Origin of the sequence: Paeniglutamicibacter terrestris (genome assembly GCF_012271785.1) — a bacterium.
Lineage (GTDB): Bacteria > Actinomycetota > Actinomycetes > Actinomycetales > Micrococcaceae > Paeniglutamicibacter > Paeniglutamicibacter terrestris.
The window spans coordinates 374,194-399,256 of the sequence record NZ_JAAWVT010000003.1 but is presented as its reverse complement, the minus strand read 5'-3'; the positions used below and the strand labels follow the sequence as shown (position 1 = coordinate 399,256).

General features: G+C 60.1%; 24 protein-coding genes and 1 pseudogene. 10 read left to right on the top strand and 15 right to left on the bottom strand.

The features are described from left to right. Positions 1 to 8: 8 nt before the first annotated feature. Both HED64_RS09585 and HED64_RS09580 read right to left on the bottom strand, forming a co-directional pair. Entirely contained in the window at positions 9 to 509 is a 501-nt protein-coding gene (locus HED64_RS09585; RefSeq protein ID WP_168151810.1) for a hypothetical protein, read from the bottom strand. Positions 510 to 695: 186 nt separating this feature from the next. Then, a complete protein-coding gene (locus HED64_RS09580) occupies positions 696 to 1,634 on the bottom strand; it encodes a LysR family transcriptional regulator (protein ID WP_168151763.1) in 939 nt (312 codons plus the stop codon). A 239-nt stretch (positions 1,635 to 1,873) separates the two neighbouring features. Here HED64_RS09580 and HED64_RS09575 point away from each other — a divergent pair, with 239 nt between their 5' ends. Together HED64_RS09575 and HED64_RS09570 are read left to right on the top strand one after the other, a co-directional pair. Further along, entirely contained in the window at positions 1,874 to 2,989 is a 1,116-nt protein-coding gene (locus HED64_RS09575) for a PrpF domain-containing protein (protein ID WP_168151762.1), read from the top strand. An 11-nt stretch (positions 2,990 to 3,000) separates the two neighbouring features. After that, the gene (locus tag HED64_RS09570) at positions 3,001 to 4,449 is read left to right on the top strand and encodes an SLC13 family permease (RefSeq protein ID WP_168151761.1); all 1,449 of its coding nucleotides are present in this window, start codon (positions 3,001 to 3,003) and stop codon (positions 4,447 to 4,449) included. Between the two features lie 142 nt (positions 4,450 to 4,591). On the opposite strand, the gene HED64_RS09565 is transcribed toward HED64_RS09570, so the two are convergent. Then, complete coding sequence (locus HED64_RS09565; protein ID WP_168151760.1) at positions 4,592 to 5,083, bottom strand: GNAT family N-acetyltransferase; 492 nt, start codon at positions 5,081 to 5,083, stop codon at positions 4,592 to 4,594. Between the two features lie 128 nt (positions 5,084 to 5,211). Beyond that, positions 5,212 to 6,315 carry a DNA alkylation repair protein gene (locus HED64_RS09560; protein WP_168151759.1) on the bottom strand — a complete coding sequence of 368 codons (1,104 nt, stop codon included), beginning with the start codon at positions 6,313 to 6,315 and terminating at the stop codon, positions 5,212 to 5,214. Between the two features lie 286 nt (positions 6,316 to 6,601). On the opposite strand from HED64_RS09560, the gene HED64_RS09555 reads away from it, so the two are divergent. After that, a complete protein-coding gene (locus HED64_RS09555; RefSeq protein ID WP_168151758.1) occupies positions 6,602 to 6,985 on the top strand; it encodes a DUF3054 domain-containing protein in 384 nt (127 codons plus the stop codon). 59 nt (positions 6,986 to 7,044) lie between these two features. Next, on the top strand, positions 7,045 to 7,323 hold the full coding sequence (locus HED64_RS09550; RefSeq protein WP_132363902.1) for an Lrp/AsnC family transcriptional regulator: 279 nt from the start codon (positions 7,045 to 7,047) through the stop codon (positions 7,321 to 7,323). 432 nt (positions 7,324 to 7,755) lie between these two features. Here HED64_RS09550 and trpD read toward each other — a convergent pair whose 3' ends face one another. Next, the gene (gene trpD / locus HED64_RS09545; RefSeq protein ID WP_168151757.1) at positions 7,756 to 8,808 is read right to left on the bottom strand and encodes an anthranilate phosphoribosyltransferase; all 1,053 of its coding nucleotides are present in this window, start codon (positions 8,806 to 8,808) and stop codon (positions 7,756 to 7,758) included. Positions 8,809 to 8,954: 146 nt separating this feature from the next. Here trpD and ctaE point away from each other — a divergent pair, with 146 nt between their 5' ends. From ctaE to qcrB, 4 genes are all read left to right on the top strand, one after another. After that, complete coding sequence (gene ctaE / locus HED64_RS09540) at positions 8,955 to 9,593, top strand: aa3-type cytochrome oxidase subunit III (RefSeq protein ID WP_132363898.1); 639 nt, start codon at positions 8,955 to 8,957, stop codon at positions 9,591 to 9,593. 63 nt (positions 9,594 to 9,656) lie between these two features. Continuing rightward, a complete protein-coding gene (qcrC, locus tag HED64_RS09535) occupies positions 9,657 to 10,445 on the top strand; it encodes a cytochrome bc1 complex diheme cytochrome c subunit (protein ID WP_168151809.1) in 789 nt (262 codons plus the stop codon). 69 nt (positions 10,446 to 10,514) lie between these two features. Next, positions 10,515 to 11,564 carry a cytochrome bc1 complex Rieske iron-sulfur subunit gene (qcrA, locus tag HED64_RS09530; protein ID WP_168151756.1) on the top strand — a complete coding sequence of 350 codons (1,050 nt, stop codon included), beginning with the start codon at positions 10,515 to 10,517 and terminating at the stop codon, positions 11,562 to 11,564. Beyond that, on the top strand, positions 11,564 to 13,240 hold the full coding sequence (gene qcrB / locus HED64_RS09525) for a cytochrome bc1 complex cytochrome b subunit (protein WP_132363892.1): 1,677 nt from the start codon (positions 11,564 to 11,566) through the stop codon (positions 13,238 to 13,240). The genes qcrA and qcrB overlap by 1 nt, the downstream gene beginning before the upstream one ends. A gap of 497 nt (positions 13,241 to 13,737) precedes the next feature. Here the strand turns inward: qcrB and HED64_RS09520 are convergent, their stop codons facing one another. Then, positions 13,738 to 14,226, bottom strand: coding sequence for a hypothetical protein (locus tag HED64_RS09520; protein ID WP_168151755.1), 489 nt, complete (start codon positions 14,224 to 14,226; stop codon positions 13,738 to 13,740). Positions 14,227 to 14,228: 2 nt separating this feature from the next. Continuing rightward, positions 14,229 to 14,477 (bottom strand): hypothetical protein, encoded by a 249-nt coding sequence (locus HED64_RS09515; protein WP_168151754.1) that lies wholly within the window; start codon positions 14,475 to 14,477, stop codon positions 14,229 to 14,231. Between the two features lie 1,026 nt (positions 14,478 to 15,503). Here HED64_RS09515 and HED64_RS20180 point away from each other — a divergent pair. Continuing rightward, positions 15,504 to 15,839, top strand: a complete 336-nt coding sequence (locus HED64_RS20180) for a hypothetical protein (RefSeq protein ID WP_210149470.1) — start codon at positions 15,504 to 15,506, stop codon at positions 15,837 to 15,839. Positions 15,840 to 15,866: 27 nt separating this feature from the next. Here the strand turns inward: HED64_RS20180 and HED64_RS20175 are convergent, their stop codons facing one another. Continuing rightward, a complete protein-coding gene (locus HED64_RS20175; protein WP_210149468.1) occupies positions 15,867 to 16,100 on the bottom strand; it encodes a hypothetical protein in 234 nt (77 codons plus the stop codon). Positions 16,101 to 16,189: 89 nt separating this feature from the next. On the opposite strand from HED64_RS20175, the gene nhaA reads away from it, so the two are divergent. After that, complete coding sequence (gene nhaA / locus HED64_RS09505; RefSeq protein WP_168151753.1) at positions 16,190 to 17,521, top strand: Na+/H+ antiporter NhaA; 1,332 nt, start codon at positions 16,190 to 16,192, stop codon at positions 17,519 to 17,521. 809 nt (positions 17,522 to 18,330) lie between these two features. Here nhaA and HED64_RS09500 read toward each other — a convergent pair. The 7 genes and pseudogenes from HED64_RS09500 to HED64_RS09465 form a co-directional block, all read right to left on the bottom strand. Next, positions 18,331 to 19,236, bottom strand: a complete 906-nt coding sequence (locus HED64_RS09500) for a potassium channel family protein (protein WP_168151752.1) — start codon at positions 19,234 to 19,236, stop codon at positions 18,331 to 18,333. A 220-nt stretch (positions 19,237 to 19,456) separates the two neighbouring features. Further along, entirely contained in the window at positions 19,457 to 20,116 is a 660-nt protein-coding gene (locus HED64_RS09495; protein WP_132363842.1) for a hypothetical protein, read from the bottom strand. A gap of 203 nt (positions 20,117 to 20,319) precedes the next feature. After that, positions 20,320 to 20,550: a hypothetical protein gene (locus HED64_RS09490; protein WP_132363840.1), complete on the bottom strand. Its 231-nt coding sequence runs from the start codon at positions 20,548 to 20,550 to the stop codon at positions 20,320 to 20,322. Beyond that, the gene (locus HED64_RS09485) at positions 20,551 to 20,922 is read right to left on the bottom strand and encodes a hypothetical protein (RefSeq protein ID WP_132363838.1); all 372 of its coding nucleotides are present in this window, start codon (positions 20,920 to 20,922) and stop codon (positions 20,551 to 20,553) included. Positions 20,923 to 22,033: 1,111 nt separating this feature from the next. After that, positions 22,034 to 22,486, bottom strand: a complete 453-nt coding sequence (locus tag HED64_RS09475) for a universal stress protein (RefSeq protein WP_132363836.1) — start codon at positions 22,484 to 22,486, stop codon at positions 22,034 to 22,036. A gap of 117 nt (positions 22,487 to 22,603) precedes the next feature. Further along, a complete protein-coding gene (locus HED64_RS09470) occupies positions 22,604 to 23,278 on the bottom strand; it encodes a glycosyltransferase family 1 protein (RefSeq protein WP_168151751.1) in 675 nt (224 codons plus the stop codon). A 392-nt stretch (positions 23,279 to 23,670) separates the two neighbouring features. Next, a pseudogene (locus tag HED64_RS09465) lies at positions 23,671 to 24,870 on the bottom strand (IS110 family RNA-guided transposase). Positions 24,871 to 25,063 lie beyond the last annotated feature (193 nt).

Below are 25,063 nucleotides of genomic sequence, written 5' to 3'. Positions count from 1 at the left end.
CTTGCTTCCTAGGCGCGGGCCTGGACCAGATTGGCGAACGGCAGCCGACCATAGATGTGTTGGAACTGTGCGTGATAGGTGGCCTGTGCGACGTTGAGCGATTCTGCGGGCAATTCCTTCCATGCCACCAGGAGCTTGCCCGCGTCGACCAATTGCCAGATGAGGCGACCGTCCCAGTGTCCGGGCGGTTTACCGTTGCCGAAGTCAACAAATTCCTGAATCTGGCGACGTAGGCCGCGGTTGCCCTTGCTCCCGGTACTGGCCTTGCCAATGAACAGGACATCGGCATCTTCGACCCACTCGGCGGTGAGACTGGCGACCGGCAGCGAAGGATTCTTCTTTTTGAAGACTCCGGCGGTGCTTTTGGGCAGGAAGTTTGGTTCGAAGTCCGCCGGTCGTAGGACGGCGAAGATACCTTGGTGCTGGGGAATCCGGTTGATCTCGAGCGTCGCGATGGGCCGAAATCCGGTGAACCCGTCGTCTTTGAGTGATTTTTTGTTCAACGGTATCGGAATCCTTGAATAATAACGGTGGGGCTAAAACATGGCTTTTGCGGGGGTGCGCAGAATCGCATCTACGATGTTACCGCCCCGGGCCGCGGCCCTGTGGTTCGGGGCGGGTCCTCTGGCTCTTGGACACTGGGCAGGGGCAACTAATGGCCTGCTGCCTAACACCCAAACAAGCGCGAAGTCACTTTAGAGATAGTCCTCGTGATGATCACGAGCAATTTCTAGAAGTGTGGACTGAAATGCCACCTCGGCCGGTGCATAGATCTTGTCTTGGCGTTGCGCGAGAAAAACTCTGCGCATGGGCGCTGCATCTCCCAGGCTGATGACTCGGACGTCCGGATGCTGGAGGGCAACGGCAGTCTTCGGCACCATGGCCACACCCATCCCGACGCTCACCATGGCTTGGGCTTCTTGGTAGTCGTTGGCCAAGAACCCAATGGTCGGTTCAAATCCGGCATCATGAGCCGATCTCTGCAACACCTCGACCACGGGGTGGGCCTCGGCACGGACGATCCAGGATTCGGTACGCAGTTCTTCCATTCGCACCTCGTCCCTGTCGGCTAGGCGATGCCCGCGGGCCACGAGGATGACGGTGCTTTCCTGGAAAACTTCGGTGACCCGGATGGAATCGTCACTAAAGCGATTCCATGGGTAGTCCCAGAGCAAACACAGCCCGGTGACGCCAGCCTCGAGGTCGGACACCAGTTCATCAAAGCGCGCGCTGCGCACCGATAACCCAATGGCCGGATATCGCTTTTTAAAGGCACGGATCACCACCGGCAAGAATGAACCGGCCAGCGTGGGAAATGTACCCACGGTCAAAGAACCGCGACCCAGACCGGCGATCTGATCGAGATCGGACTGGGCCGCACGCATCTGACCAATAATCTTCCGGGCATGCCCGGCTAACAGCTGGCCTGCCTCCGTGGGTGCCACGCCACGAGAGCGGCGGTTCAACAAGGGTTGCCCAACTTCTTGTTCAAGTTTGCGCATCTGCTGCGAAACAGCCGACGGCGTGTACATCATGAGATCCGCCGCGGCGGTGATTGAGCCCTGCTCGACCACCTCCACCAGCAGCGCCAACCTTCGGATATCAAATAAATCTTGATTGTCTTCGTTAAGCATCACTTCACCCTGCTGTCTGTTTAGTTCATTCAATAAAAACAGATCAAAACCAGTCTGATCTCAATCACGTATTTCACTAACCACCGGTGAACAGACGGGGATTTTCGCCCCACTTGACTGTGACTTAAGCAAGTCTACATACCTCGATAGAAATCGAACATTGTCTTCATCTGTGATCCACCTCATTCTGATACCAAGCCCTGAACATACAAGCGGCACGAGGAGATGCAGAAAAGACAATGAAGATTGAATCTGAATGGATGCGCGGCGGCACCAGCAAATGCTGGGTATTCGAAACCGAGCACCTCAACGAGACACAAACCAGTCTCGATGAATTGCTTCCACGACTTTTCGGAAGCCCCGACCGGAGGCAAATTGATGGTGTCGGCGGAGCCACGTCAACCACCAGCAAGGCAATAATTCTTCACCGCTCGACCCAGCCAGGTATCGACGTCGAATTCACTTTCGCTCAGGTCGGCATCGAAGAAGCCACGGTGGACTGGGGAAGCAACTGTGGAAATTGCTCCGCGGTCGTGGGGTTATATGCCATCGAGAAGGGCTGGGTCCTCCCACACGCAGAGACAACCCGGATCACCACCCGCAATACGAACACCGGGCAGATCATCGTTCAGCGCGTGCCCACCCCCGGAGGGGCCCTGCCCATCGTTCCAGAGGCAAATATGCCCGGCGTTGCGTTCCCCGGGTACAAGGTCGGGCTCGGTTTTCAGAATCCGGCGGGAATGACCACCGGCAGCCTGCTGCCTTCGGGCGCGGCCAACGATGTGCTCACCGCTGACGGAACCAACTGGACCGTATCCATGGTCGATGCTGGAGCTCCAGTAGTCATCGTCCGCGCCGAGGACCTTGGCTTGGACGTCGCCCGATACGACACGTGGGTCGGCGGAGTCGAACTGCAGTTGGACACCTTGGACAAGATCCGCCGGCAGGCAGCCGTGCTCATGGGACTCGCGGCCACCGCCGCCGAGGCCGCCCGGGCCATCCCCAAACTCGCCATCGTTGGCGCCCCGGCAGCTGACTCGGATGCCGATGTCAACGTCATGATGCTCTCGATGGGCAGGCCCCACCCGGCACTGGCCATCACCGGCAGCATCGCTCTGACTCTGGCTACACGAACACCGAACACGATACTGAGCAACATCACCGGCGACACTGCGCGAAGCACGCTGCGCTTACGCACACCAGCCGGAGTAATCGAGACCTGGAGCGCGGAACACGACGGGTCATTAGTGGTCGGTGTCGACCGAACGGCCCGCACCATCGCCAGCACCACCATCTACCTCCCCGAGGCACTCGGCAGCGTCGCCGAAGCCTCCCTAGCAAGCGCAAGTTACTGAGGAGACACACCATGACTAATACAGCCGTAAAACCTGCTCCACCTGCAGAGCAGGAAGTTCACGAAACCGCTTCGGCGCGACCGACCAGCAAACGCCGTGTCATGATTATTGCCGTAGCCTCGATCGCCTTCATCACTCTGCTCGCCCTGATCATCGGACGGGCCATATTCGACCCAGCGGCTGCTTCTGATACGGAGACGCCCATGACGGCCACGCAGGTCATCCCCCTGATAGCTCTTGTTGTGATGTTTGTGATCGCCACCAAATGGCCGGTGAACATCGGAGTGATGGGACTGGTCGCCTCCTTCGGCATCGGCTACTTCATGCTCGGAATGAGCGACAAGGAGATCCTGGCGGATTTCCCGGCCAGCATCGTGCTGACCATCGTCGGGGTCACCTACTTCTTCAGCATGGCCCAGCACAACGGGACCATCGACATCATCGTCAGAAATTGTGTGCGCGCCGTCCGCGGTAAGACGATGCTCTTGCCTTGGGTCTTCTTCCTCGTCGCTGCGGCACTGACCTCACTGGGTACCTTCTCACCGGCCGCCGTCGCGTTACTGGCTCCAGCTGCCATCGGCTTCGCCTACGAATCGCGCATTCATCCGGTACTCATGGGTGCCTTCATTATCAATGGCGCTCACGCCGGCGGATTCTCGCCATTGTCCGTCGCCGGCGTCTTGGTGCACGACATCGCCCTTGAAAACGGTTTCCCCGTCTCCCCCGGTGCACTCTTTATCGCTAGCTTCGTGATCAACCTGATTCTTTCCGTGCTCACCGTGGTGGTCTTCGCGCTAATGGGCAAGTTGCGGGAGGGTGACGGCATCAAACACGTCGATCAAAACGCATCCGACAGCGTCCGTCCCCGGGGACAGCAGATCTTCACGCTGGTACTGATTGCCGCGATGCTCGTGAGCACCTTGGGCTTCCACCTTCCCATCGGCTTTGTTGCCCTCTCTGCCGGGCTGCTGTTGGCACTGGTCAATATCAAGAAGCACCAGTCCTTCGTCGCCGGCATCTCCTGGTCAACGGTCCTGCTGGTGGCGGGCATGATCACCTACGTCTCATTGCTCGAGCATGTTGGTGTCATCGACACCCTTGCCCACAAGGCGCTGGCCTTGGGCGCACCCATCCTGATCGCACTGGTGTTGTGCTACGTGATTGGTGTCGGCTCGGCCTTTGCTTCCTCCACTGCCTTGCTGGCAGCCTTCATCCCCCTTGCCGGCCCACTGTTGGCCGTCAGTTCCCTGAGTGCCTCCGGCACGGTGGCGGCCATTGCCATCGCCGCCACCGTCGTGGACGTTTCGCCCTTCTCCACCGCCGGCGCCTTGGTAGTGGCTAACGCCAGGGAAGATGATCGCCAGCGCGTCTACCGTCAGCTGATGATGTACGCCGGGGCCGTGGTCCTGGTCGCTCCGGTCCTCGCTTGGGCCTTGCTCGTACCCACCGGCATCATGTAAACGTTCCGCCTTCTGCACCACCAGAATTCACAAAGTATCGGCCCGCCACATTGACGTGGCGGACCGATACTTTGTCATGTCACCAATTGCAGGTTTTGAGATTCAGTAACACCCAGGAATCAAAGCTGCCGCGTGAACATTGCTATTCGATGAATAGCTTGAACCCCACGTGTGAGGCGGTGAAGCCCAATCGTTCATAAAACTTGTGAGCCTCCGTGCGGGACTGGTCGCTGGTGAGTTGCACCAGTGCGACGCCACGACGCTTACCTTCCGCAATGGCCCAGCGCATCATCGCCGAACCAAGTCCGTTGCCCCGCAAGTTATTCTCGACCCGGACGGCCTCAACCAACAACCGTGTGGCGCCCAATCTGGCCATCCCCGGAATGATGGTTAGTTGCATGGTGGCAACAACGACATCCCGATCATCAGTCACCACAATCAACAGGTGTGCCGGATCCGCTTGGATCGCATGGAAGGCCTGAAGATATTGACCTCGATCCTCGGGTGTACTCGAGTTTTCCGCCCGGCGCACCGCATCGTTGGCCAGCAGCTCAACAATGTCCTCAACATCTGACTCAACGGCCCGACGCAGCTTGAAGTGGCCTCCGGATATAACGAGGGTTTCGGCGATCATGAATTCATCCTCCCACTTAGTTAGTTATGGTTCATGCGGCACAAATCTCGCCGGATCACGGGTTATCTAAGGACCGATGTTGAATCAAACGCCACCACGAGCCTCGTGTGACGATGGAGAACACCGACCTACTCTTCGGGCAGCAGCTCGAACTCGGCCCGCTCGGACTCAACACCGTTTACCTGCACAGAAATCGCGTGGGTTCCCGGGTGATAACGCCGGGTGGTGATCGCCCGGAACGAGTGATCGCGTTGAACCTCGAAACTTTCTCCCGATTCGAGAGTACGAGTGGCGAGCTTAAAGGTCTTGCCCGTCTGTCCCCCGTTGGCCTTGCGGTGGTAGACCGTGTAGTCGATGGCCACGCGCGCCGGTTCATCCGCAAGGTTGAGAAGTGTCGCACTGAAACCGATACTCTGCCCGAAACCGATGCTGGCACGGCCCAGCACGGGACCGGTAACCTCCACGGAAACGGGGCCGAATCCCAGCAGTTCAAGCGCCTGAGCATTCCCCTTTTTGACCAACGTCCGCAGGGCGTGTCGCACTAAACGCTGCGTGTTCTCATCGGGGTCCGAAAGCCAGCCTCGCGCAGTGTCAACGACCAGTCCGGGCTCATCACGGCTCAGGTCGTTGAGGTGGTTCGCCACCGATCGACGCACATACTTTTCCGGGTCCCGATACAGCGCGTCCAAGACCGCGATCGTCACTCCGGGCTGTTCGGTGATTTCCGGAACTCTGGTTGCCCACGGTAGGTACGGTCGAGTGCCCTCGGTGGCCAGACGTCGTACATCCAGATCCTCGGATGTCGTCCACCCGCCGATGATTTGAAGGGCACGAGACAGGTCGTGCCTCAATAAGGTCCGGATGGCGAATTCGGCACTCAGCCGTCCGGTCAGCTCGGCAAGCAGCGCCATCGCGTCGTCAAATGCCTCGGCAGTGCCTTGCGCCACGGCCTTAGTGGCAATCGCCGAGGTAACTGGCCAAATGAGCCATCCTCGGAAAGCGTCGTTCTGGCTCGCCAAACGGATGCTCCGAACAAATGCGGCATAGTTCCCCGGAAGGTCTTCGAGCAACGCATCTCGTAGAAGGTCGGCGCGCTCCCGCAAACTCAGCATGTCCATCCGTGTTGCGGCAGTCTTTAGAGTTGGCAGCTCCACCGGTGGCAGCGCCAACTCCAGAGTTGTCACGAGGCTGCGCGCGGTTGATTCATTAATCAATTGATCGGCGAATGGCATCGGCGGATCACTCGCCGCTCGTCTGGTCAACTGACCGTGGCATGGGGTAAATGCTCACATTCCCGCGAGGTCCACCGGCCGCGGAACCATCGGTTACTGGGACGCGAGATCCTAGAAAAGCACCACGCGATGTGTGCTTGAGTGTCTTCTTCATGCTGATTCCCATCCTCGACCACCGAATTCCCCCGGTTGCTATCCGTCATGTCTCACGCCAGGTGGGACGTCATTCAGTCCAGCGAACGGGACTCGTGACAACGCCCGCTACTACGAGAAGTAGAATATCAACATGACTTCTCGTAAGACGTGGATCGCTTACTTTGCGATCGATCTAGCACTCGTTGTGGTGTTTGCCTTAAGCGGTAGGAGATCCCACGAGGAATCCCTGACCCTCCTGGGCGTATTCCAAACTGCAGCACCATTCCTAATTGCACTGACGGCGATGACGCTGATTTCACGGCCCTGGGAAAATCACTCTCGAATCTGGCCCACCGGCGTGCTGGTGTGGATCGGAACAGTCGCCTTGGGTCTAGCCCTGCGGGTACTCTTTGGTGCCACCGCTGCCGTGCCGTTTATCATCGTGGCGGCCATTGTCCTAGGTATCTTCTTGATCGGTCGCCGCCTGATCACCACTTTCATCGTGCGTCGCCAAGCGCGCACCACAGCATCCTGAACTAGGCTCAAGGCAAGTTTCCTGGAGCCATCACCCAATAACCATCTGGAGGTATAAACGTGGTCACAGCATTCGTCATGATCCAAACGGCTTCTGACAGCATTCCCGAGTGCGCCGAAAAGATTTCGGACATTGAAGGCATTTCCGAGGTTTACTCGGTTGCCGGCGATTGGGACCTGATCGCTATCGCACGGGTTCGTCACCACGAAGATCTGGCTGAAGTCATCGCGAACAAGTTGTCCAAGGTCCCCGGAATTACGGGCACACAGACACATATTGCGTTTAGGGCATATTCCAGCCACGATCTGGATGCTGCTTTTTCGCTGGGTCTCGAGTAAACATTTAACTCGGTTCCATGCCGATTTGCCTGCGGTCGTGTGTCCGCCCCTTGTGAGGGCGGATGCGCGATCGCTTTGTCGCTTAAAGGCCGCTCAGGACGACGCTACTGGGTGTGAACTCGTCCCGAGGAGAACGACTGCTGGTGCCGAATAGAAATTTTCCACACACCGTGAGTGAAAACTTTTTCGTTTCTGATGCTTTGTTACGCTCCCAACAGCGTTTCGGAGCCGAAACGGACATCACTGCCCTCGCGAGCGGGCAGATCCTTCAGCAGTGCGGAAGCCACACAGGGAGTCCTGCTGCGCCCGAAGCACCCCGGTGCGCCAGTTCCTAACAAATCGACCGCAAGGGCGTAGAAACAGCGCTGGCGCGCCGCACATCCCGTGGGATGCGCCGACGCGCCAGTCCAAGTTCACCAAATATCGTAAAAGCTAGGCCGTGGCGGCGATCCATTTCTCCAGCACCAGGCGCGCGGCCCCGGAATCAATGGATTCAGCGGCGCGGGTAACCGCCGCGCCTAAGCGGTCGTGCAGTGACCCCTCGGCAGATTCGTCGTAAGCGACCAGCCCGGCAGCCGCATTAAGCAACACGGCATCACGCACCGGACCATGGACACCATCGAGCACATCGCGAACTACCTGCGCATTATGTTCGGCATCTCCCCCACGCAGATCATCAAGTGTCACGCGTGCCATCCCGAGCTCACGGGCATCAAAGAGCGACTCAACAACTTTTCCGTCGCGCACTTCCCAGACCTTGTTATCTGCTGTTGTGGTCAGCTCATCGAGGCCATCTTCGCCGCGGAATACCAGTGCGCGAACGCCCCTGGCGGCCAGCACTCCCGCCATCAGCGGCGCCATTCGCAGGTCCGAGCAGCCGATGGCCGAGGCGGTGGGTTCCGCGGGGTTAGTCAGCGGACCCATGAAATTGAAGGCGGTGGGAACACCGAGTTCACGTCGCGGGACGGCGGCATTGCGCATGGAGGGGTGGAAGATGTTGGCGAAGCAGAAGGTGATATGTGCCGCATCCAAGACATCGCTCAACCGCTCGATGGGAACATCTAAGCGCACGCCCAGAGCCTCGAGAACGTCGGCGGAGCCCGATGACGAAGATGAGGCCCGATTGCCGTGCTTAACGATCAACGCGCCGGCACCGGCGCAGACAAGTGAGGACATAGTGGAAATATTCACAGTGTTCTGTCGGTCACCACCGGTACCCACGATGTCCAGGTGTTCACCCTCGATGGCCAGCGGTCGAGCGTTGGCAATCATCGCCTCAACCAGGCCGGTCAGTTCGTCTACCGTCTCACCTTTACAGCGGAGCGCGACAAGGAAACCAGCTACCTGAGCGTCGCTGGCATTCCCCGTCATCACCTCGCCCATGGCCCAATACGCTTGGTCCCTATCGAGGTCGCTTCCAGCGATCAGCGTAGAGAGAATTGTTGGCCATGTGGGGAACTTTTGGTTCGTTCGATTCGTTGACACACCTCAAGGTTATCTACGAATCGTAGAAAGTCTGAAATGTTAATCCCGCGTGTTTCCGCGGCTGTAGGCCTGAAGGTGTCAAAAATCGCGCCACGCGGGGGTCAATGCATTGGTGTCAGAGGCACTTTTATAGACATAATGGCTCTGTGACAACTGCGACTCATGCCCTAAATGCCCCGGCGCAAGCTGCGCCGAACCGTCCCAACATGGTGTCGGTAGGAACTGTCGTCTGGCTTGCCAGCGAGCTTATGTTCTTTGCCGCGCTTTTCGCCATGTATTTCACGCTCCGCGCTGCATCGCCGGAGATGTGGGCGAGCGAAACTGAGAAACTCAACGTTCCGTTCGCACTTATCAACACGATCATCCTGGTGTCGAGCTCATTCTCCTGCCAGTTGGGTGTCTTCCGTGCCGAGGATCTTAAGCCTCGCCGTACCGGCGGACTGTTCAACTTGAAGGAATGGGGAATGGTCGAGTGGTTCGTTGTGACCTTCATCCTCGGTGCCATCTTCGTTTCCGTGCAGGCCTTTGAGTACACCGAATTGGTTGCTCACGGCATTGCCTTGAACTCCAACGCCTACGGCTCGGTCTTCTACATGACCACCGGCTTCCACGGCTTGCACGTGGCTGGCGGCCTCATCGCTTTCCTGCTGATCATCGGACGTGCCTTGATTGCACGTAAGTTCGGTCACTTCGAAGCAACCAGTGCGATTGTTGTGTCTTACTACTGGCACTTCGTCGACGTCGTGTGGATCGCGTTGTTCGCGATCATCTACTTCCTGAAGTAGGCAACCCCTAAGTTGCCTACCAAAGGCAACCCCCGTTCTAAGAAATAAGTGAGGAACCAGCAAGTGAAGGCTCTTTCGCAAAGGCGTCGCCATCCACTCGCCGCCGTCGCACTGCTGCTGATGGGCCTGCTCATCACCGGAGGCCTATACATGGCAGCCGGCAGCGTCAACGAGGCCAAGGCGGCCACCGGATATAGCGCAAGCGACATCCAGGAGGGCAACAAGCTCTTCGTGGCCAACTGCGCTACCTGCCACGGTATGAATGCAGAAGGCTCCGCAGATGGGCCTTCGCTCATTGGTGTTGGTGCCGCTGCAGTCGACTTCCAGGTCGGAACCGGTCGTATGCCGATGCAGATGCAGGGGCCCCAGGCTCAGGCCAAGCCGGTACAGTTCGACGACGCCCAGATCTCGCAGCTCGCTGCGTATGTCTCCAGCTTGGGTGCCGGACCGTCCATTCCGTCCGAAGACATGCTTGACACGTCTCAGGGCAACGCCGCCGCCGGCGGTACGGTATTCCGCGTGAACTGCGCAATGTGTCACAACGCCGCCGCTGCCGGCGGTGCTCTTACGCGCGGTAAGTTCGCCCCGTCCCTGGCCGAAGTCTCGGAGAAGCACATCTACGAAGCCATGGTTACTGGCCCGCAGAACATGCCCGTCTTCAATGACTCCAACGTGACCGCCGAAGAGAAGCGCGACGTCATCACCTTCTTGAAGGAAATCGAAGCTCAGGGCTCCCCGGGTGGAGCCAAGCTTGGCTCACTGGGTCCGGTCTCTGAAGGCCTGTTCATCTGGACAGCTGGTTTGGGCATCATCATCGCCTTCACCATCTGGCTCACTTCGCGTCCTTCTTAATCTGCTGGCGGTCCAGACCGCCATCATCACTACGTACTAATGAATCTTGAGAAAAGGATGAGAGACAACATGGGCGACCATAGTCACGGCAGTCCGGACGACTCGGGCACCGTTGCTAAGGCTGGCGCGGGAGACCTGGACAAGTTCCAGGATCCCGGCCTTCCGCCGCATCGGAAGCGCTTGGCAGATACCGACCCGCATGCAGAGAAGCGAGCAGAGCGTCAGGTAGCGCTGCTGTTTATCATCTCCATCATCGGAACGCTGTCGTTCTTTATTGCTTACTTCGTTCTCGGACGTCCGGAAGATATTTCGGAAATCCGTCTACAGAACGCGATGCTCGGCCTTGGCACCACCTTTGCCATGCTTGGCATTGGTATCGGCATCGTTCACTGGGCTAAAACCCTGATGCCGGACCACGAAATCTCGGAGCTGCGCCACGAGATCCGCCCCGAAGCGGATCGTCAGGACGCCGAGCAGATCATCAACCAGGTGGTCGAGGAAATGGGCATCGCACGCCGCCCATTGATCCGCAACACCCTCATCGGTGCCATCGCCTTGGCCCCGATCCCGGCCATCTTCATGTTCCGAGATCTGGACCGTTCCGGCAAGAATGCCGGCGCCATGGTTGAACAGCTTCGCCACACCATGTGGGACACGAATGTTCGACTGACCAGGGATCCTTCGGGCACTCCGATCAAGGCTGCGGATGTGCAGCTCGGTTCGGTCTTCCACGTCATTCCCGAGGGTTTGAACGATCTCGAAGATCCGCTGAACGAAAAGGCCAAGGCCGTTGTTCTGTTGATGCGCCTCGACCCGGCATTGATGCACGTTTCCGAAGAGCGCAAGGATTGGCACCACGACGGAATCGTTGCTTACTCGAAGATCTGCACCCACGTTGGTTGCCCCGTTGCTCTGTACGAGCAGCAGACGCACCACCTGCTGTGCCCGTGCCACCAGTCGACCTTCGACCTCACTCAAGAGTGCAAGGTCATCTTTGGTCCGGCCGGTCGCCCGTTGCCGCAGCTGCCGATCACGGTTGACTCCGATGGCTTCTTGGTCGCTCAGAGCGACTTCCACGAGCCAGTCGGACCTAGCTACTGGGAGCGTGGTTCAAACTAATGAGCACCACAACTGAGTACACTCCGAAGACTTCCACCGGTCGCATTGCCAACTTTGTTGACTCTCGCGTCGGCGGTTCGGCCATGGTCAAGGAATTTGGTCGCAAGATCTTCCCCGACCACTGGTCCTTCATGTTTGGTGAGGTGGCGCTGTACACCTTCGTACTGCTGCTGATCTCCGGAACGTTCCTGACGTTCTTCTTCGACCCATCGATGACGCACGTTATCTACGATGGTTCATACAACCCGCTTAAGGGCATCGGCATGTCAGCCGCAATGTCTTCGACCATGGATATCTCCTTTGATGTCCGCGGCGGTCTGTTCATGCGACAGGTACACCACTGGTCGGCACTTCTGTTCGTTGCCTCCGTTTCGGTGCACATGCTCCGCGTGTTCTTCACCGGCGCCTTCCGCAAGCCGCGCGAACTGAACTGGGTTGTCGGCGGTCTCTTGCTCATCATGGCAATGGCTGCAGGCTTCACCGGCTACTCGCTCCCCGATGATCTGCTCTCCGGTAACGGTCTGCGCATCATTGACGGCGTGATCAAGTCGATCCCGCTGGTTGGCACCTACATTTCGCTGTTCCTCTTTGGCGGCGAATTCCCCGGCACCGTGGTTATTGCTCGCTTGTACTCACTTCACATCATGATCGTCCCGGCCATCATCCTCCTTCTGGTTGCTGTCCACCTCTTCATGGTTGTTGTGCACAAGCACACCCAGTACCCCGGCCCGGGTCGCACCAACGACAACGTTGTTGGTTTCCCCGTTGGTCCGGTTTACGCTGCAAAGGCCGGTGGATTCTTCTTCATCGTCTTCGGCATCGTTGCCTTGATCTCCGGTTTGTTCACGATCAACCCGATCTGGAACTATGGCCCGTATGACCCGTCACCGGTTTCCGCTGGTACCCAGCCTGACTGGTACATCGGTTTTGTTGATGGCGCCCTGCGTTTGATGCCCGGTACTTTGGGCAACTTCTCCCTCGACTGGAACATCCCGTTGCCGTGGGGAGATAACTCCCTGGTGCTCAACGTGCTACTTCCGGCGCTGGTTCCGGCCGGCATCATGTTCACGATCATGTTTACCTGGCCGTGGATCGAACGCTGGGTCACCAAGGACGAACGCGAGCACCACCTGCTCGATCGCCCGCGTAACGCTCCGTTCCGTACGGGTATGGGTGTTGCAGGTGTTGTCTCGTACTGCGTGATGTGGGCAGCTGCATCCTCTGACTTGATCGCTACACACTTCCATGTGTCGCTGAACGATGTCACGTACTGGTTGCGCGCACTGTTCTTCATCGGCCCAATTGTTGGATTCATCGTGGCCCGCCGCATTGCACTTTCGCTGCAGCGCAAGGACCGCGAGATCGTCTTGCACGGCCGCGAAACTGGCGTGATCCAGATGTCCCCTGAGGGCACCTTCACCGAACGCCACGAACCGCTGGATCCGTACAAGTTGCACCAGTTGGTCAACTACGAGGATCGCCAGTACATCCCGGCACAGCCCGATGCGGCTGGCCACATCTCGGCGGATGAAAAGCGCCGCGGTGCCTTGTCCAGGTTCTTCTTCGAGGATCGCGTTGCTCCGGTGACGCCGTCCGAGTTGGCTGCTCAGCATGCAGCACACGGACACGGCCCGGCAGAAATCGAAGATTCCTCCACGGAATCCATCGAGAAGTAGTAACTGCCAGGATCTTTTCCTGACCGCTGGGGCTCACCATTTGGTGGGCCCCAGCGGCGTTTAAGGTCCACAGGGGAAATTCGCCCATACCGTTCTTGAATCGTTGGGACCCCGGTCCGCGTAGCTTCAACGGTTTTCGCCCCAGAAGACCACCATCTGGCAGTAGCGGCAGGAGAACCCCTGCGAGCTCGTTCGGGCGCTCAGCGGCCATGGTGGAGCGTTTGGCAAGGAGTACGAAGCGGGCTCACTCCCCCCGGCTCGATGAATGCCAGTCTTCGAGCCAGATATAGGGGCACTGCATGGTCCGAGCGTTCTGGTGCGCAGCTGAGATGTGGAGCTACCCGTACTGGCTCCGGCCCGCGCGGTATCTTACGTTGATCCGCGCGGCATGCTCCGATAGTCTCGGGCCACGCACTCCACCCTGGATATTGGTGATCGAGGGCTCTTGCCACAGACTCACAAAACTGATTCAATGACCAACTCGTGATCCCGATGGATCAGGGTCGGTCGGAGTTGCCTGTGTTCCGCGGCGAAATCTCCACCGGCCGGCCGTTGGGCAGCAGCCACGCGGTGTAAAGTTCACGGCGCCGATGCATGATCCTGATGACTACAAACATGAATGGACTCATCGCGGCAAGCAGGATGGCGCATGTCGTTGAATAGAGCACGAATTCGGGGCTGGAGGCAATTCCCGCAACCAGTGCCCCGGAGAAGAAAATGATCGCCGCCAGATAGCAGGAGGCGATGCCGTCCCCCAATTGATGCCCACCGACCCGGAACATGTCGCGCCCGTTCCACTGCGGGAACTGCACCGTGCCCGAGCGGTCCCTCTTCAGCTTCAGGAAACCGTGGACAAAGCGCACCAGCGCGATGCCCCTTGCGACGAGCACCGGAATAATCCACATGACGGAGTCAAATCCCAGCGCGCAACTCATGACCAGAAGCGGGAAAAAAAGAAAACAAAAAGCGGAGCGTAGAGCATCCATGCCTAGACACGACCTCGGGTCCCGGCGTATGCGGCCGCTTCCAGGTCGAAATCTGTAGGTTCGGTGTCGAAGATCTGTGGATCGGGAATGACCTCACGCACCACCCGCCGAATGGGTTGCGGCGTGGTCACACGTTGGGCCAGGTGTGCTGCGTAGATGTCGTCTCTGTCCATGCGCAGCTTGCGGGCGTGGAGCAGGCCATGGAGCTCGAGCGTTATGGCCACCCACATGCCCACCAGAACGCTCGCCACTCTCGCGAAGTCGCCTTCACCGGCCATGTACAGGTCGACCACTGTGAATAGCGCAACCGTCACAGCAATGCCGATGGCGGCGGCCTTGTCACTCCGGATCGATTGGTCGGGCGCAGTGCCACGACTCCGGCCACTCCCCCGGAGATGAGCGCGACCACGATGCCAAGATCACTCATCACCGCAGCTCCCCCTGATTCGATGTGGGTGAGCCAACGTACGAACCATGCCGCCGAAGGGGCCTATGACTCCTTGTGCTCCGATGGCACCCGCACGAAGGCATCCTGGTTGTGGAGCACTCAGATGAGAGCATTCGGCGGAGCTCTATTTTGTAGGGCTCGACGTATCCGTTGAACGACCCCCACAGTGCAACGTTGTCGGCCACGTTGGTCAGCACGTGAACCCGAAGGATCGTGGGACGTCTACTCCGAGACCATCCGTACAGACACGCCAAACAACGTCGAGGTTCCCTGGCCCGAATGGAGGTGTAGATAGCCGGCGGCTTCGAGCGTGAGCCCAACCCAGCCCCCGGCCACGTTGTTGGAACTAACTAGGACATCAGCTTGGAATCGTGGTCTGACCAGTAGCGGAACAGTGGTTGGTGCAAAGCATGTGATCGTGGCCCGGGGGAACGGTCCATCGGGTGCCATAATCGGGTGGACTCCGGTTGGGCATCAGCGATCACTGGCTCTTGTAGGAACGGGTGTCTTGGCCGAGATGGCGGTCAAGCACCGCGCGTCTTCAGCCGACTAGGCGTACCGCGTCCTCGGCGGTGCGTCCCCTTGGCGCGGGCGTCCCCTTGGCGCGGGCGTCCCCTTGGCGCGGGCGTCCCCTTGGCGCGGGCGTCCCTCGTGGGCATGCTCGAATCCCTGATGTCCGCGCAACTTGTCGATGACGTCAACGACACCCGATCCAACAAGACCCGCGAATCATGGGGCTAGAGGCGGCGAACATTATCACTGGGTTCATCGGCGGCTGCGCGATGTTTGACCAGACCATGATCAATATCAAGGCCTCCAGTGCCCGGACGTGAATCTCCACCTTCCTGGCCGGTGTCTCCCGAATCATCTTGGTGGTCGCCTTGAGCGACATCGTTGCCCTGATTCCGGTGGCCGCTTTGGTGGTCGTGATGATCTCCGTTGCGATAGCCGCAGTCGACTGGAACAGCATTCAACCCTCGACGTTGCGCACGATGCCCAAGAGCGAACCCCCGTCATACTCATCACCGTCTTCTTCACCGCCTGGACCCATAGCCTTACCATCGGCGTGGGCCTCGGGGTCCTCACCGCCATCGTCCTCTTTGCCAACCGGGCCGCGCACCTGGTCGCCGTGGAACGACGCGTTGAGGAACGCTTCGGCGTATAGATCTCCGATTACGGGGCCAACGGGAAACTATTCTTCGTATTCTCGAACGACCGCTACACCCAGTTCCACTATGTTGAAGACCTCGACCGCGTTGTCATCGACCTGCACGCCTCCCACCTGTGGGATGCCTCCACCATCGCCGCCTATGACGCCATCACCGAAAGATGCAAGCAGCACGGAAAACACGTCGACATCATCGGGCTGAACACCGCCAGCCTGAAGATGCGCGAACGCATAGGCGGGAAACACGGTGGAAGCCACTCAACCTATGCCGTAGGGTTGAGGATAGGTGAGCCGGGAAGTCTGGTCGGCAATGTAATTGTCGAACCCACTGTAAGGACCTCTTTCCCATGAGCACTAACCCTCCGTCTCCACGTCCCTTGATCGGGCGCGGCAGCTACCTTGAAGCCCTGCGGATCGGTGAGATCCTGCGCAAGGAAACCGTCGGCGGCACCCTGCTGGTCATCGCCGCGGTCATCGCCCTGATCTGGGCCAACTCCCCGGCCTCCGAGAGCTACTTCGCCCTGCGCGACTTCAAGATCGGCTTTGAGCCCTGGCACTTGGAGCTGAGCCTGGGCGCTTGGGCGGCCGATGGCCTGCTGGCAATCTTCTTCTTCCTCGTCGGGCTGGAACTCAAACGCGAAATCGTCGCCGGGGACCTGCGCCAGATCAGTAAGGCCATCGTCCCGGTGGCAGCGGCCGTGGGCGGCGTTATCGTTCCGGCCCTGATCTATGCGGCCATCAACTGGTCAAACCCGGACACCATTTCCGGCTGGGCCATTCCCACCGCCACGGACATCGCCTTCGCCGTCGCAGTTCTGGCGGTCATCGGCTCGCACCTGCCCACCCCGCTACGCATCTTCCTACTGACCCTGGCCGTGGTCGATGACCTCATGGCCATCACGATAATCGCCTTCTTCTACACCGAGACGATCAACACCCCGGCGCTGCTGCTCACCCTCATCCCGCTGGCACTCTTTGCCTTCCTGGCCCGGAAATACCGGGGCTTCTTCGGGATGAAGCCGGCGGCGGCCTGGTTCATCCTGCTGCCCATCGGCTTCGCGGCCTGGGCGCTGCTGCATGCCTCGGGCATCCACGCCACCGTTGCCGGCGTTGCTTTGGCCTTCATGATCCCCGTCCTACACAGCGCCAAGCACGGGCGCCACACCGACGGCCCCGGACTGGCCGAGATCTTCGAACACCGCTTCCGCCCCCTCTCTGCCGGATTCGCTGTGCCCCTCTTCGCGTTCTTCTCCGCCGGAGTCGCCATCGGCGGGGCCGAGGGACTGCGCTCAGCCCTCACCGACCCGGTGGCCATCGGCATCATCGCGGCCCTCGTTCTCGGAAAACCTATCGGTATCCTGGCCGCCACTTGGCTTACCGCCAAATTCACCAAGGCCACCCTTGACCCCGAACTCAAATGGGTGGACCTGCTGGGCGTGAGCCTGCTGGCCGGCATCGGCTTCACCGTGTCGCTGTTGGTGGCCGAACTCAGCTTCGGACTCGGAAACCCCTCCAACGACCATGCAAAGGTCGCCATCCTCGCTGCCTCCGTTCTGGCCGCAGTGCTCGCCTCGATCCTGCTCGGCAGCCGGAATCGGCAATACAAAAAACTGCTGGCAGCGGAAGCAATCGATGCGGACGCCGACGGCGTACCGGATGTCTACCAGCAAGACGACTAGGGGTTTGTGACCAAGGGTTCCCATGCCTCAGGGATCTAGGGGGTCCCTGGAGTCGGGGCCGGTTGGTCGGCTGGTGTTCCGCAAATCAGTCTTCGAGTAGAAACACGCCTGCGGCAGTCCACTCATCCGCCAAGGAATCAATGATAGAACCACACTTCACCAAGGACACCCATGAAAAGGTCTGTGTCCCGGCCTCGGCCTCCCGATAGCCTGACGGTGACGCCATTGACTGGACGCTGATGCTGAGGCATCCCTGGATCGGGGTTTCGCGCTGGGGGCGTCCCGGATACGAGCTAGGCAGTTGTCCGGTTGTGGTGTTTGCCCTTTCCACATTCGATGACCGTCGTGGAACGCTTCACGGATACTGCATCTAGGTAGAAGGGAACTTCACCCCGAGATGGTTCGCTCACGGGTGGGCCGCGACTTGGCCGTGAGCGAGGAAGCTTTTAGATACTGGGCCAGTGGACGGGCCTCAGCCCCTCCTGACCTGCGGGGTATGAATCCGCACGATTTCTACCTCGTCGAGGGATTATGTGCACCCAACCTCCCGGCCCCGGACTCCACCCTTTAACGGGGATCTCTTCCCCAAACGATTGTGGCCGTCTCCCTGAACTGTTGGGGTGTCTCGAGGCTGCGGGCAAAGGCCGATCCTGGAGCTTGGGTCAAGACTGTCTGCCTGCCTGCACAAGTCTGCCAAGGCAGCGGAGCACAACAAATCGCCCCTCCCCCCATTATTCCCCTCGGCCCGTGGCCGCAACGTGTTCAAGGTGGAAGAAACTTTCGCCCGCCGCAGGGCAACGAGTTGTCCGCTATTGCTTCTGCCGAGTTGCCTCGCCGTCGGGATTTCGGCGGTGCCTGTGGCGTGTTTCGTAGCTGTTAAAGACCTCGGATGAGGTGGGCCCAGCGTGGCCGAATTTTCCGCGCAGGACTTCGGCCAAATCTTCGAGTGCTGCATGTAGCATGCGGCCAGAGAACCGCAGATCGGTGTTGGTGCTGTTCAGTGCAGCGGTGACTAGTTGCTGGGCGTAGGTTAGGGTGGCAGGCAGGGATCCCCGCTGCTTTGTTTCGTTGAAGTAGTAGGTTTCGTTGAATGCCAGCAGGTCAATACTGACCGTGGAGATGTTTCTGGCAAGTGATTCGAGCAGTGCCGCGGCATGCCCGGGTTCCAGCGCAGAAACGCCTAGGGGTCCGGCTGCCTCCCGGATCAAGTTCAGGTCGTGGGCCAGCGATCGTCGACGGCTCAGGGCGGGGTAGGTCTGCAGAATCCAGGAGACCGTGGCCGTGAGCAACCCGAAGCCCGTCACGGCTTGGGCTGCCATGACCAACCGCAGCCAGGGTGTTGCCGGAACGATCTCGCCGTAGCCGACGGTGGAGAGGCTCACCATTGAGAGGTAGATGGCTTCGGTGAGGTCTCCGGCTTGTGGCACGCCAGAGGAATAAACGAAGCCGTCCGGCAAGTGCGGAAGGTAGATCAGGGCCCACCCCATAATCGAGAGGGCTGCCCAGGTTCCAATCACTGCAGCCATACCCACGGGTGCGGCCACGGGGGAAGCCCGGCCACGCAGTCGCCTGGAAAGTAGCCAGAGTCCGCGCATGATGGCCTTGCAGACCGGCCCCATGCCATGGGGGTAAAGGAGTGTGTGAAAGACGTCGGCGACCATCAGCAGAATCAGTCCTGCTCCGGCGGCAGTTCCCACGATATCTGTGAAGCCCATGTCTCAGCTTACGGTCCAGGTACTCTCCCTGCCTGTCCACAGCGCGCAGTGGTGCCGGACGTGGAGCGCTCCCGCGAGCAACCACTCAAACCTCGAACGACCTGACGGATAAGTACGGCGGACGCCACACTGCCGTCATTGGGGGTCCACCGACGGCAAATGCCTGCTCCTAGTGCGGCATGGAGAAGGGGCCGGAGGGTCTTCTCCATGCAGGTCTGACTCATCCTGTGAGGTCGCTTCGACCGATAAAGGCGGCTGCCAGTCCCGCTCCAAGCACGGCGAAGGCACCGGGCATCCCTGCGGCGGCGAGGTCAAAAGAATCCACCGGCATGGCCGCGGAATGTCGGAACGGACTCATATCCGGGAGCCACATCGGCAACCCCAACAGCTCCCAGAACTTGCCCAAGACCAGGCCGACAACCAAGATGCCCCATCCCGCTGGAACATAGATCCTGGAGGCGGCGCCGGAGACGACAGCAGTTGACGAACTGAACATGGTCGTTGACGGGACGTGCGCCAGCGCGGCACCCAGGATCAGTCCGGGCAGACAGTTTCCCGAGGCGGAGAGGGAAAGGCCGATGGCCGTCGCAGTTCCTGCGACCAGGGCCGCAGCCACCGCGGAGGCTGCCGCAAGGACCGTGTTCGCCCCGAGCCAACGCCCCCGAGTCCGCGAGGAGGTGAGCAGAAGTTCCGCCCTGCCCTCGGATTCGTTCACCCGCAGCCGCAGGACCGTCTGGATGCCGGCTGCCACGGCCAAGACACCGGCCATGCCCAGCAGGGCGATGGTGAACACCTTGATCATTTCTGCCCGGCTGCCCGGCTGCCCGGCTGCCCGGCCCGAAACCACCGCCAATGCCGCCCAGCACGGCCGCCCCGACACACCATCCGAGCAAGGCGGGCCGTTGAAGCCTCCAAGCCAACCCCACCAACGCCGGGGTATTCCTTGCCGTCAGGTTCCTTCAGCAGGCTCACTCCCAAATCCCTGCGGCTGCGGATCAACAGTGATGCCGCCGCCAGAAGGGCCGCGGCGCCAACCAGAACCAGGCGTGGGGTTGGATTGGCCGAGGAAGAGAGCCGGGAGCCCTAACCCCAACCGATGGGTGAGAGCAGCGAAACCCAATGGCCGGTCACCTGGGTAAGGCCGGCGCTCGGGGTGCCGAAGGAATCCCCGATACCGCGCAGAAGGTACGCCGCACCGACCAATCCGTCAGCTGCGCCGTTGGCGCTACCTCCCGAGGGCATGTCCTTCGCAATAGCAGCCGCGAGTGCGACGAAGAACAACCCCGCCGCACCGACCGCGGACCCAGCGGTCACCTAGCCGACCATGGGGAGCCCCGCCGCGACGAAGCCCACGGCCACGGCCAGTATCGCGGCCGTGCCCAGAAGGAGTGTTGATCCAATAAGTTCGGCACGGCCTAACTCCTCGTCGGTATGGGTATGGTGGATGACCAGAAAGGTTCTCATCAATCCCGCGAGCACGGCCGTGAAGGCATGGCTCTGGAAGAACACCACCGCCCCGATGCTGGTCCCGTCGGGCATGACGCGCACGAACAGGAAGTCAGGGCTGGCCGTAACGACGGCGATGATGGCGGTCCGTTCGGTTTCCTCACCGAACTGGCTGGAAACCGCACCGGCCGTGACAAGTCCCAGAAACGCGATGCCAAAGATCCAAACTGGCAGCAACACCCGCTCCCGCCGCGCCTAGCCCACGGCCATGCGCATGATGCCGGACATCAGCGGACCTGTCCGCTAGGGTCGCCGTAGTGGCGAAGAAACAGTGACTACAGAGACTAAGGGGAAACGGTCAAACCACCGACACTGCGGTCGCGACGGCTTCCAAAACGGAGGCAAGGTCAACCGCATCCACCTCAAATTTCAGGACACCGCTTTCGGCGCGGCGGTCATAGACACCTGGCAAATCCGCGACAGGGTTAGCACCAGTTCCGCCTTCAATCCTGAAATGGTTTCGCTTCAGATGCCTTAATCGGTCCAGGGTCCCTTATCCGACGACCCTGCCGGAACGAATGATCGTCACCCGGTCACAAAGCTGCTCGACCTCGCTCAGGATATAGCTGGAAAGCAGGACCATCGAACCCTCGCCGGTGACCCGCCGGACATGACGTCGGAACACCGAACCCATCAGGGGATCCAAGCCGGCACTGGGCTCATCCAGCAGCTAGAAGCCGGCGGGGCGTGCAAATGCCACGATCAATGCTGCCTTCTGGCGGTTTCCCTTGGAATACGTGCGGGCCTTGCGCCGCGGATCGAATTCAAAGTCCTCGACCAGCTGTAGGCGATATCCTTGAGGATTTTCACGGCATCATGCCATGGGTCCATCCCGAAGACACGGACAGAACCCGAGGTGAACGCATGAGTCCCAGGAGTACTCGCAGTGTCGCTGATTTGCCGGCACCGTCGGGCCCAAGAAACCGTGGACATCGCCGGCCGTGACGCGCAATTCCAAGCCATCAAGTGCCCGATCCGAGCCGAAATCCTTGGTGAGCGAGTTGGTTTCAATGTTTGGGCCCGGTGCTGCATTCAGGGTGCGCCTGCGGCTTCCGTCCAGCGACAACGACCGAGCCATCCGCCAGGGCGTTGCGCGGGCACACCATCCAGACCGGTCAGAGTGCTCCGTCTTCGGCTTCACAACCTAACAAGCGTGCAATTCCCCAGGGAAGAGCGTCCCTCTGGGGGCAACCGACGCCCCGCACTGTTCCGGCGGATGTAGGTTCCGCCTGGCCGGTGATAATCCTCCCGGAAAGTGAACATGCCCTATCGAGCCCCTGCAGTCACCGGGCTAGCGGCCTTCCCCATCGTCTTGGCTGTGAACCACCAAGACGGGGCACTTGGCGTGGGCGATGCAGGATGCGCTGACCGACCCGATCAACAACTTGCCCAGCTTGCCATGTCCGCGTCTTCCCACGACGAGGAAGTCGGCGTTCTCGCTGGCCTTGACGAGTGCGGATTTTGGGTCGCCCTGGATCAAGTTGATCGTGACGTGTGGAGGCATCTCGGTCCCGAACACCGTCTTCACCGCCTGGGTCACGACCTTCTCCGCACTTTCGCGAAACCCCTCGATGCCCATGAGGACGTAGCCATCATACATGCGGGGATTCTCCCAGCAGCCGACCGCCTCGATCCGGGCGTTCAGGGAATGTGCAAGATTCCGGGCCTGGCGAAGGGCCTCGAGGGACGCCTCGGATCCATCGACACCCACGATGATCTTTTGAGTTCCCAATTGCTGCGCCATGAAATTCCCCGATGTTCGCTGGTTGGTCCCTTCACCGTACCTGTGATGCCAGGGCATGCGTAGGGGCTCCCGGCAACGATTGGGCCAACATTGTTCGGCGGGCGCGCCAGCCGCTAGCTAGACTTCGGTGGCCGCCACACCGGCGATCTGCGTCAGGACCCTCACCCCGGCGGCGAGACTGTTCTCGGCGCGGATGGCGGCACCCACTTCCTCGGCTCGGGAGGCGTAGGATCCGGTGCGAACAAGCTCGCCCAGACAGTCGGTCAGGCCCGTGCCCAGGTTCCTTGCCGGGAGTGGGACGGGTCCGACACCGAGCGCATGGACCCGCGCAGGCAAAACGGCTGGTCCCCCAGGAACGGCACGACCAGCGTCGGCTGACCCGCCCGCCGGCCGGCCGCAATTGAGCCTGCACCGCCGGGAGGGGATGCTGCCCCACCCGGTCGCGACGATCCCGCGCAGGCCGTGGACCCGCAGCGCGGCTATGATGGCGTCCCGGCGCTCGTTCGCTCCCTTGCCGAAGCCTATGGACCCGAACCCGGCATAGACCGGAGGCTCGCCCGCCGCGCGGAAGCCCGCCATTTGCGCGGGCGGCTCCCTGTCACCGCCGTCGCGGTGATCCAGGAACCAGTAGCCGGTGACGTGGGCCGAGGGCGGGTAGTGGTCAGGGACCGGCAGGACGTGGACCGGGCTGCCGTCCGGATTCCGCAGCGGGTAGGCGAGGCGGCCGATGCGTCCCAGGCCGACCTCACGTAGGAAGTCGTTGAACTTGTCGCCGTATATGGCCCCGGCCACTCGCCTGAGCCCATAGGACGCGCGGTTTCCCAGGCGCCGAGGGAAGTACCGCCAAAGAACGGCGTAGGGTGCACACTCGTCGGGGTGAACGGCAGTAAGAGGGAAAACACGCCGGGAACGCCTAAGCCCTGAGCGATGTGCGCCCCGGCAAGGCACTTGGGGTAATACACGACGACGACCGAGCGCACCGCTTGCGCGGCAGTCCAGCACTCCGCGTTCAACTCGCGCATCGCGGCAGTCTTGAACCCCAATGTTCGCAACACATCCCGGGGGGTGTCCCTATGTTTTTCACAAGGGGTTGGGGACTTTTTCTAGGGGTTTCTTGCGGCTGGTTCTTGGCAGAGAATGTCGGCCAGCGCGGGTGTTCCTCGCCGGCTGTTAGTCGCTAGTTGTTATGTGGTCTTGGGTTCTGGTGCGTCGTAAAGTGTTCCGTCGCGCAGCATGGCAAAGAGGACATCGCAGCGTCTGCGGGCCAGAGCGATCAGGGCCTGATTGTGCCGTTTACCTTCAGCGCGTTTCTTGTCGTAGTAGGCCCGTGAACGAGGATCATTCAACGAAGCGAACGCCGAGAGGAAGAATGAACGTTTAAGGTTCTTATTGCCTTTCTTGGACGAGTGATCGCCTCAGATCGAGGTGCCTGATCGCCAAGTTACCGGAGATAGCCCGGCGTACGAGGCTAGATGTCCGGAGCTCTGAAATTCCTTGCCAGCGACTTCGGTGATGATGCGCGCTTCGGTCCTGACACCGACCGCCGGCATGGAGGTCAGGACTAGATGAAGAGGGTGGGCCTCCACCAGAGCTTCTACCTGGGTCAGCAGTTCTTCTCGGGCCGTTCGTAGTTGCTTGAGCATGGCTGCTAGTTGGGCCAAGACGAGGCCGGCTGCGCCACTTCCGGCGACGACAACGCTCTGCTCACCTAGGGCAGCGAAGATTTCAGCTGCCCAGCGTTTCCCGGCCCGCGGGGCATGCTTTGCCAGCAGCATTGCTATCCGGGATTGGCCGGCTCTGCTCAGTGCCTGAGGTGATGGGTATTTGATCAGCAGCTCGGGCATGGCCGGATGGTCCAGATGAGGTCCGATAACGCGTTCTAACGCCGGGTGAATCTGGGTCAGTAACCCACGGATCCTGTTAGATGCCGCGGTGGCCTGCTTCGCCAGATCATCATCGAAACCGCACAACATTGACAGCTCGGCAGCTTGCTCGTCGGAGATGACAATGGAACGCAACGTGTGGGGCATAGTGCGGGCCGCGGAAGCAATGATCATTGCGTCTCTCGCGTCCGTTTTGGCCTCTCCGGGATGCAGATCAGCAATGCGGCGCATGGCTAGGCCCGGAATGTAGCCGACGAGGATGCCCTCGGATTGGGCTACGGCAACTGGCAGAGCACCAATGGTCGAGGGCTGATCAACGACCAGCAAAACGGTTCCTTTGCCGGCAACAGCCCTGATGATGGCCCGGAGTTTCGCCTCGTCCTGAGGTAGGGCGCGGTCGAGGAGTTTCTTGCCGGTGCGGTCGATGGCGACGGCGTGGTGATTGCTCTTGCCAACGTCAACACCGATGAAGATGTCGATGGATTCATGGTTCTTGATCAACGCAAACCTCCCAGAAATTGAGTTGTTCTTTATGGTGTTGGCATGTCCTGCGGCGGCAAAGCTCGGCATCCACGTTACGGCCGACCTACATTTTCAAGTCTTGTGCTGGTCCGGTCCCTATTAGCGATCCTCTGGCGCCTATCGAATCCCGGTGACAGCACCCCCCGGATCATCAACGACTGGGGGACAGAAT

Bases quoted from the DNA above. Each gene is read 5' to 3' on its own strand.
- HED64_RS09580 (WP_168151763.1), bottom strand. From the start codon at position 1,634: ATGCTTAACGAAGACAATCAAGATTTATTTGATATCCGAAGGTTGGCG.
- HED64_RS09575 (WP_168151762.1), top strand. From the start codon at position 1,874: ATGAAGATTGAATCTGAATGGATGCGCGGCGGCACCAGCAAATGCTGG.
- HED64_RS09570 (WP_168151761.1), top strand. From the start codon at position 3,001: ATGACTAATACAGCCGTAAAACCTGCTCCACCTGCAGAGCAGGAAGTT.
- HED64_RS09565 (WP_168151760.1), bottom strand. From the start codon at position 5,083: ATGATCGCCGAAACCCTCGTTATATCCGGAGGCCACTTCAAGCTGCGT.
- HED64_RS09560 (WP_168151759.1), bottom strand. From the start codon at position 6,315: ATGCCATTCGCCGATCAATTGATTAATGAATCAACCGCGCGCAGCCTC.
- HED64_RS09555 (WP_168151758.1), top strand. From the start codon at position 6,602: ATGACTTCTCGTAAGACGTGGATCGCTTACTTTGCGATCGATCTAGCA.
- qcrA (WP_168151756.1), top strand. From the start codon at position 10,515: ATGGGCGACCATAGTCACGGCAGTCCGGACGACTCGGGCACCGTTGCT.
- qcrB (WP_132363892.1), top strand. From the start codon at position 11,564: ATGAGCACCACAACTGAGTACACTCCGAAGACTTCCACCGGTCGCATT.
- HED64_RS09520 (WP_168151755.1), bottom strand. From the start codon at position 14,226: ATGGATGCTCTACGCTCCGCTTTTTGTTTTCTTTTTTTCCCGCTTCTG.
- nhaA (WP_168151753.1), top strand. From the start codon at position 16,190: ATGAGCACTAACCCTCCGTCTCCACGTCCCTTGATCGGGCGCGGCAGC.
- HED64_RS09500 (WP_168151752.1), bottom strand. From the start codon at position 19,236: ATGGGCTTCACAGATATCGTGGGAACTGCCGCCGGAGCAGGACTGATT.
- HED64_RS09475 (WP_132363836.1), bottom strand. From the start codon at position 22,486: ATGGCGCAGCAATTGGGAACTCAAAAGATCATCGTGGGTGTCGATGGA.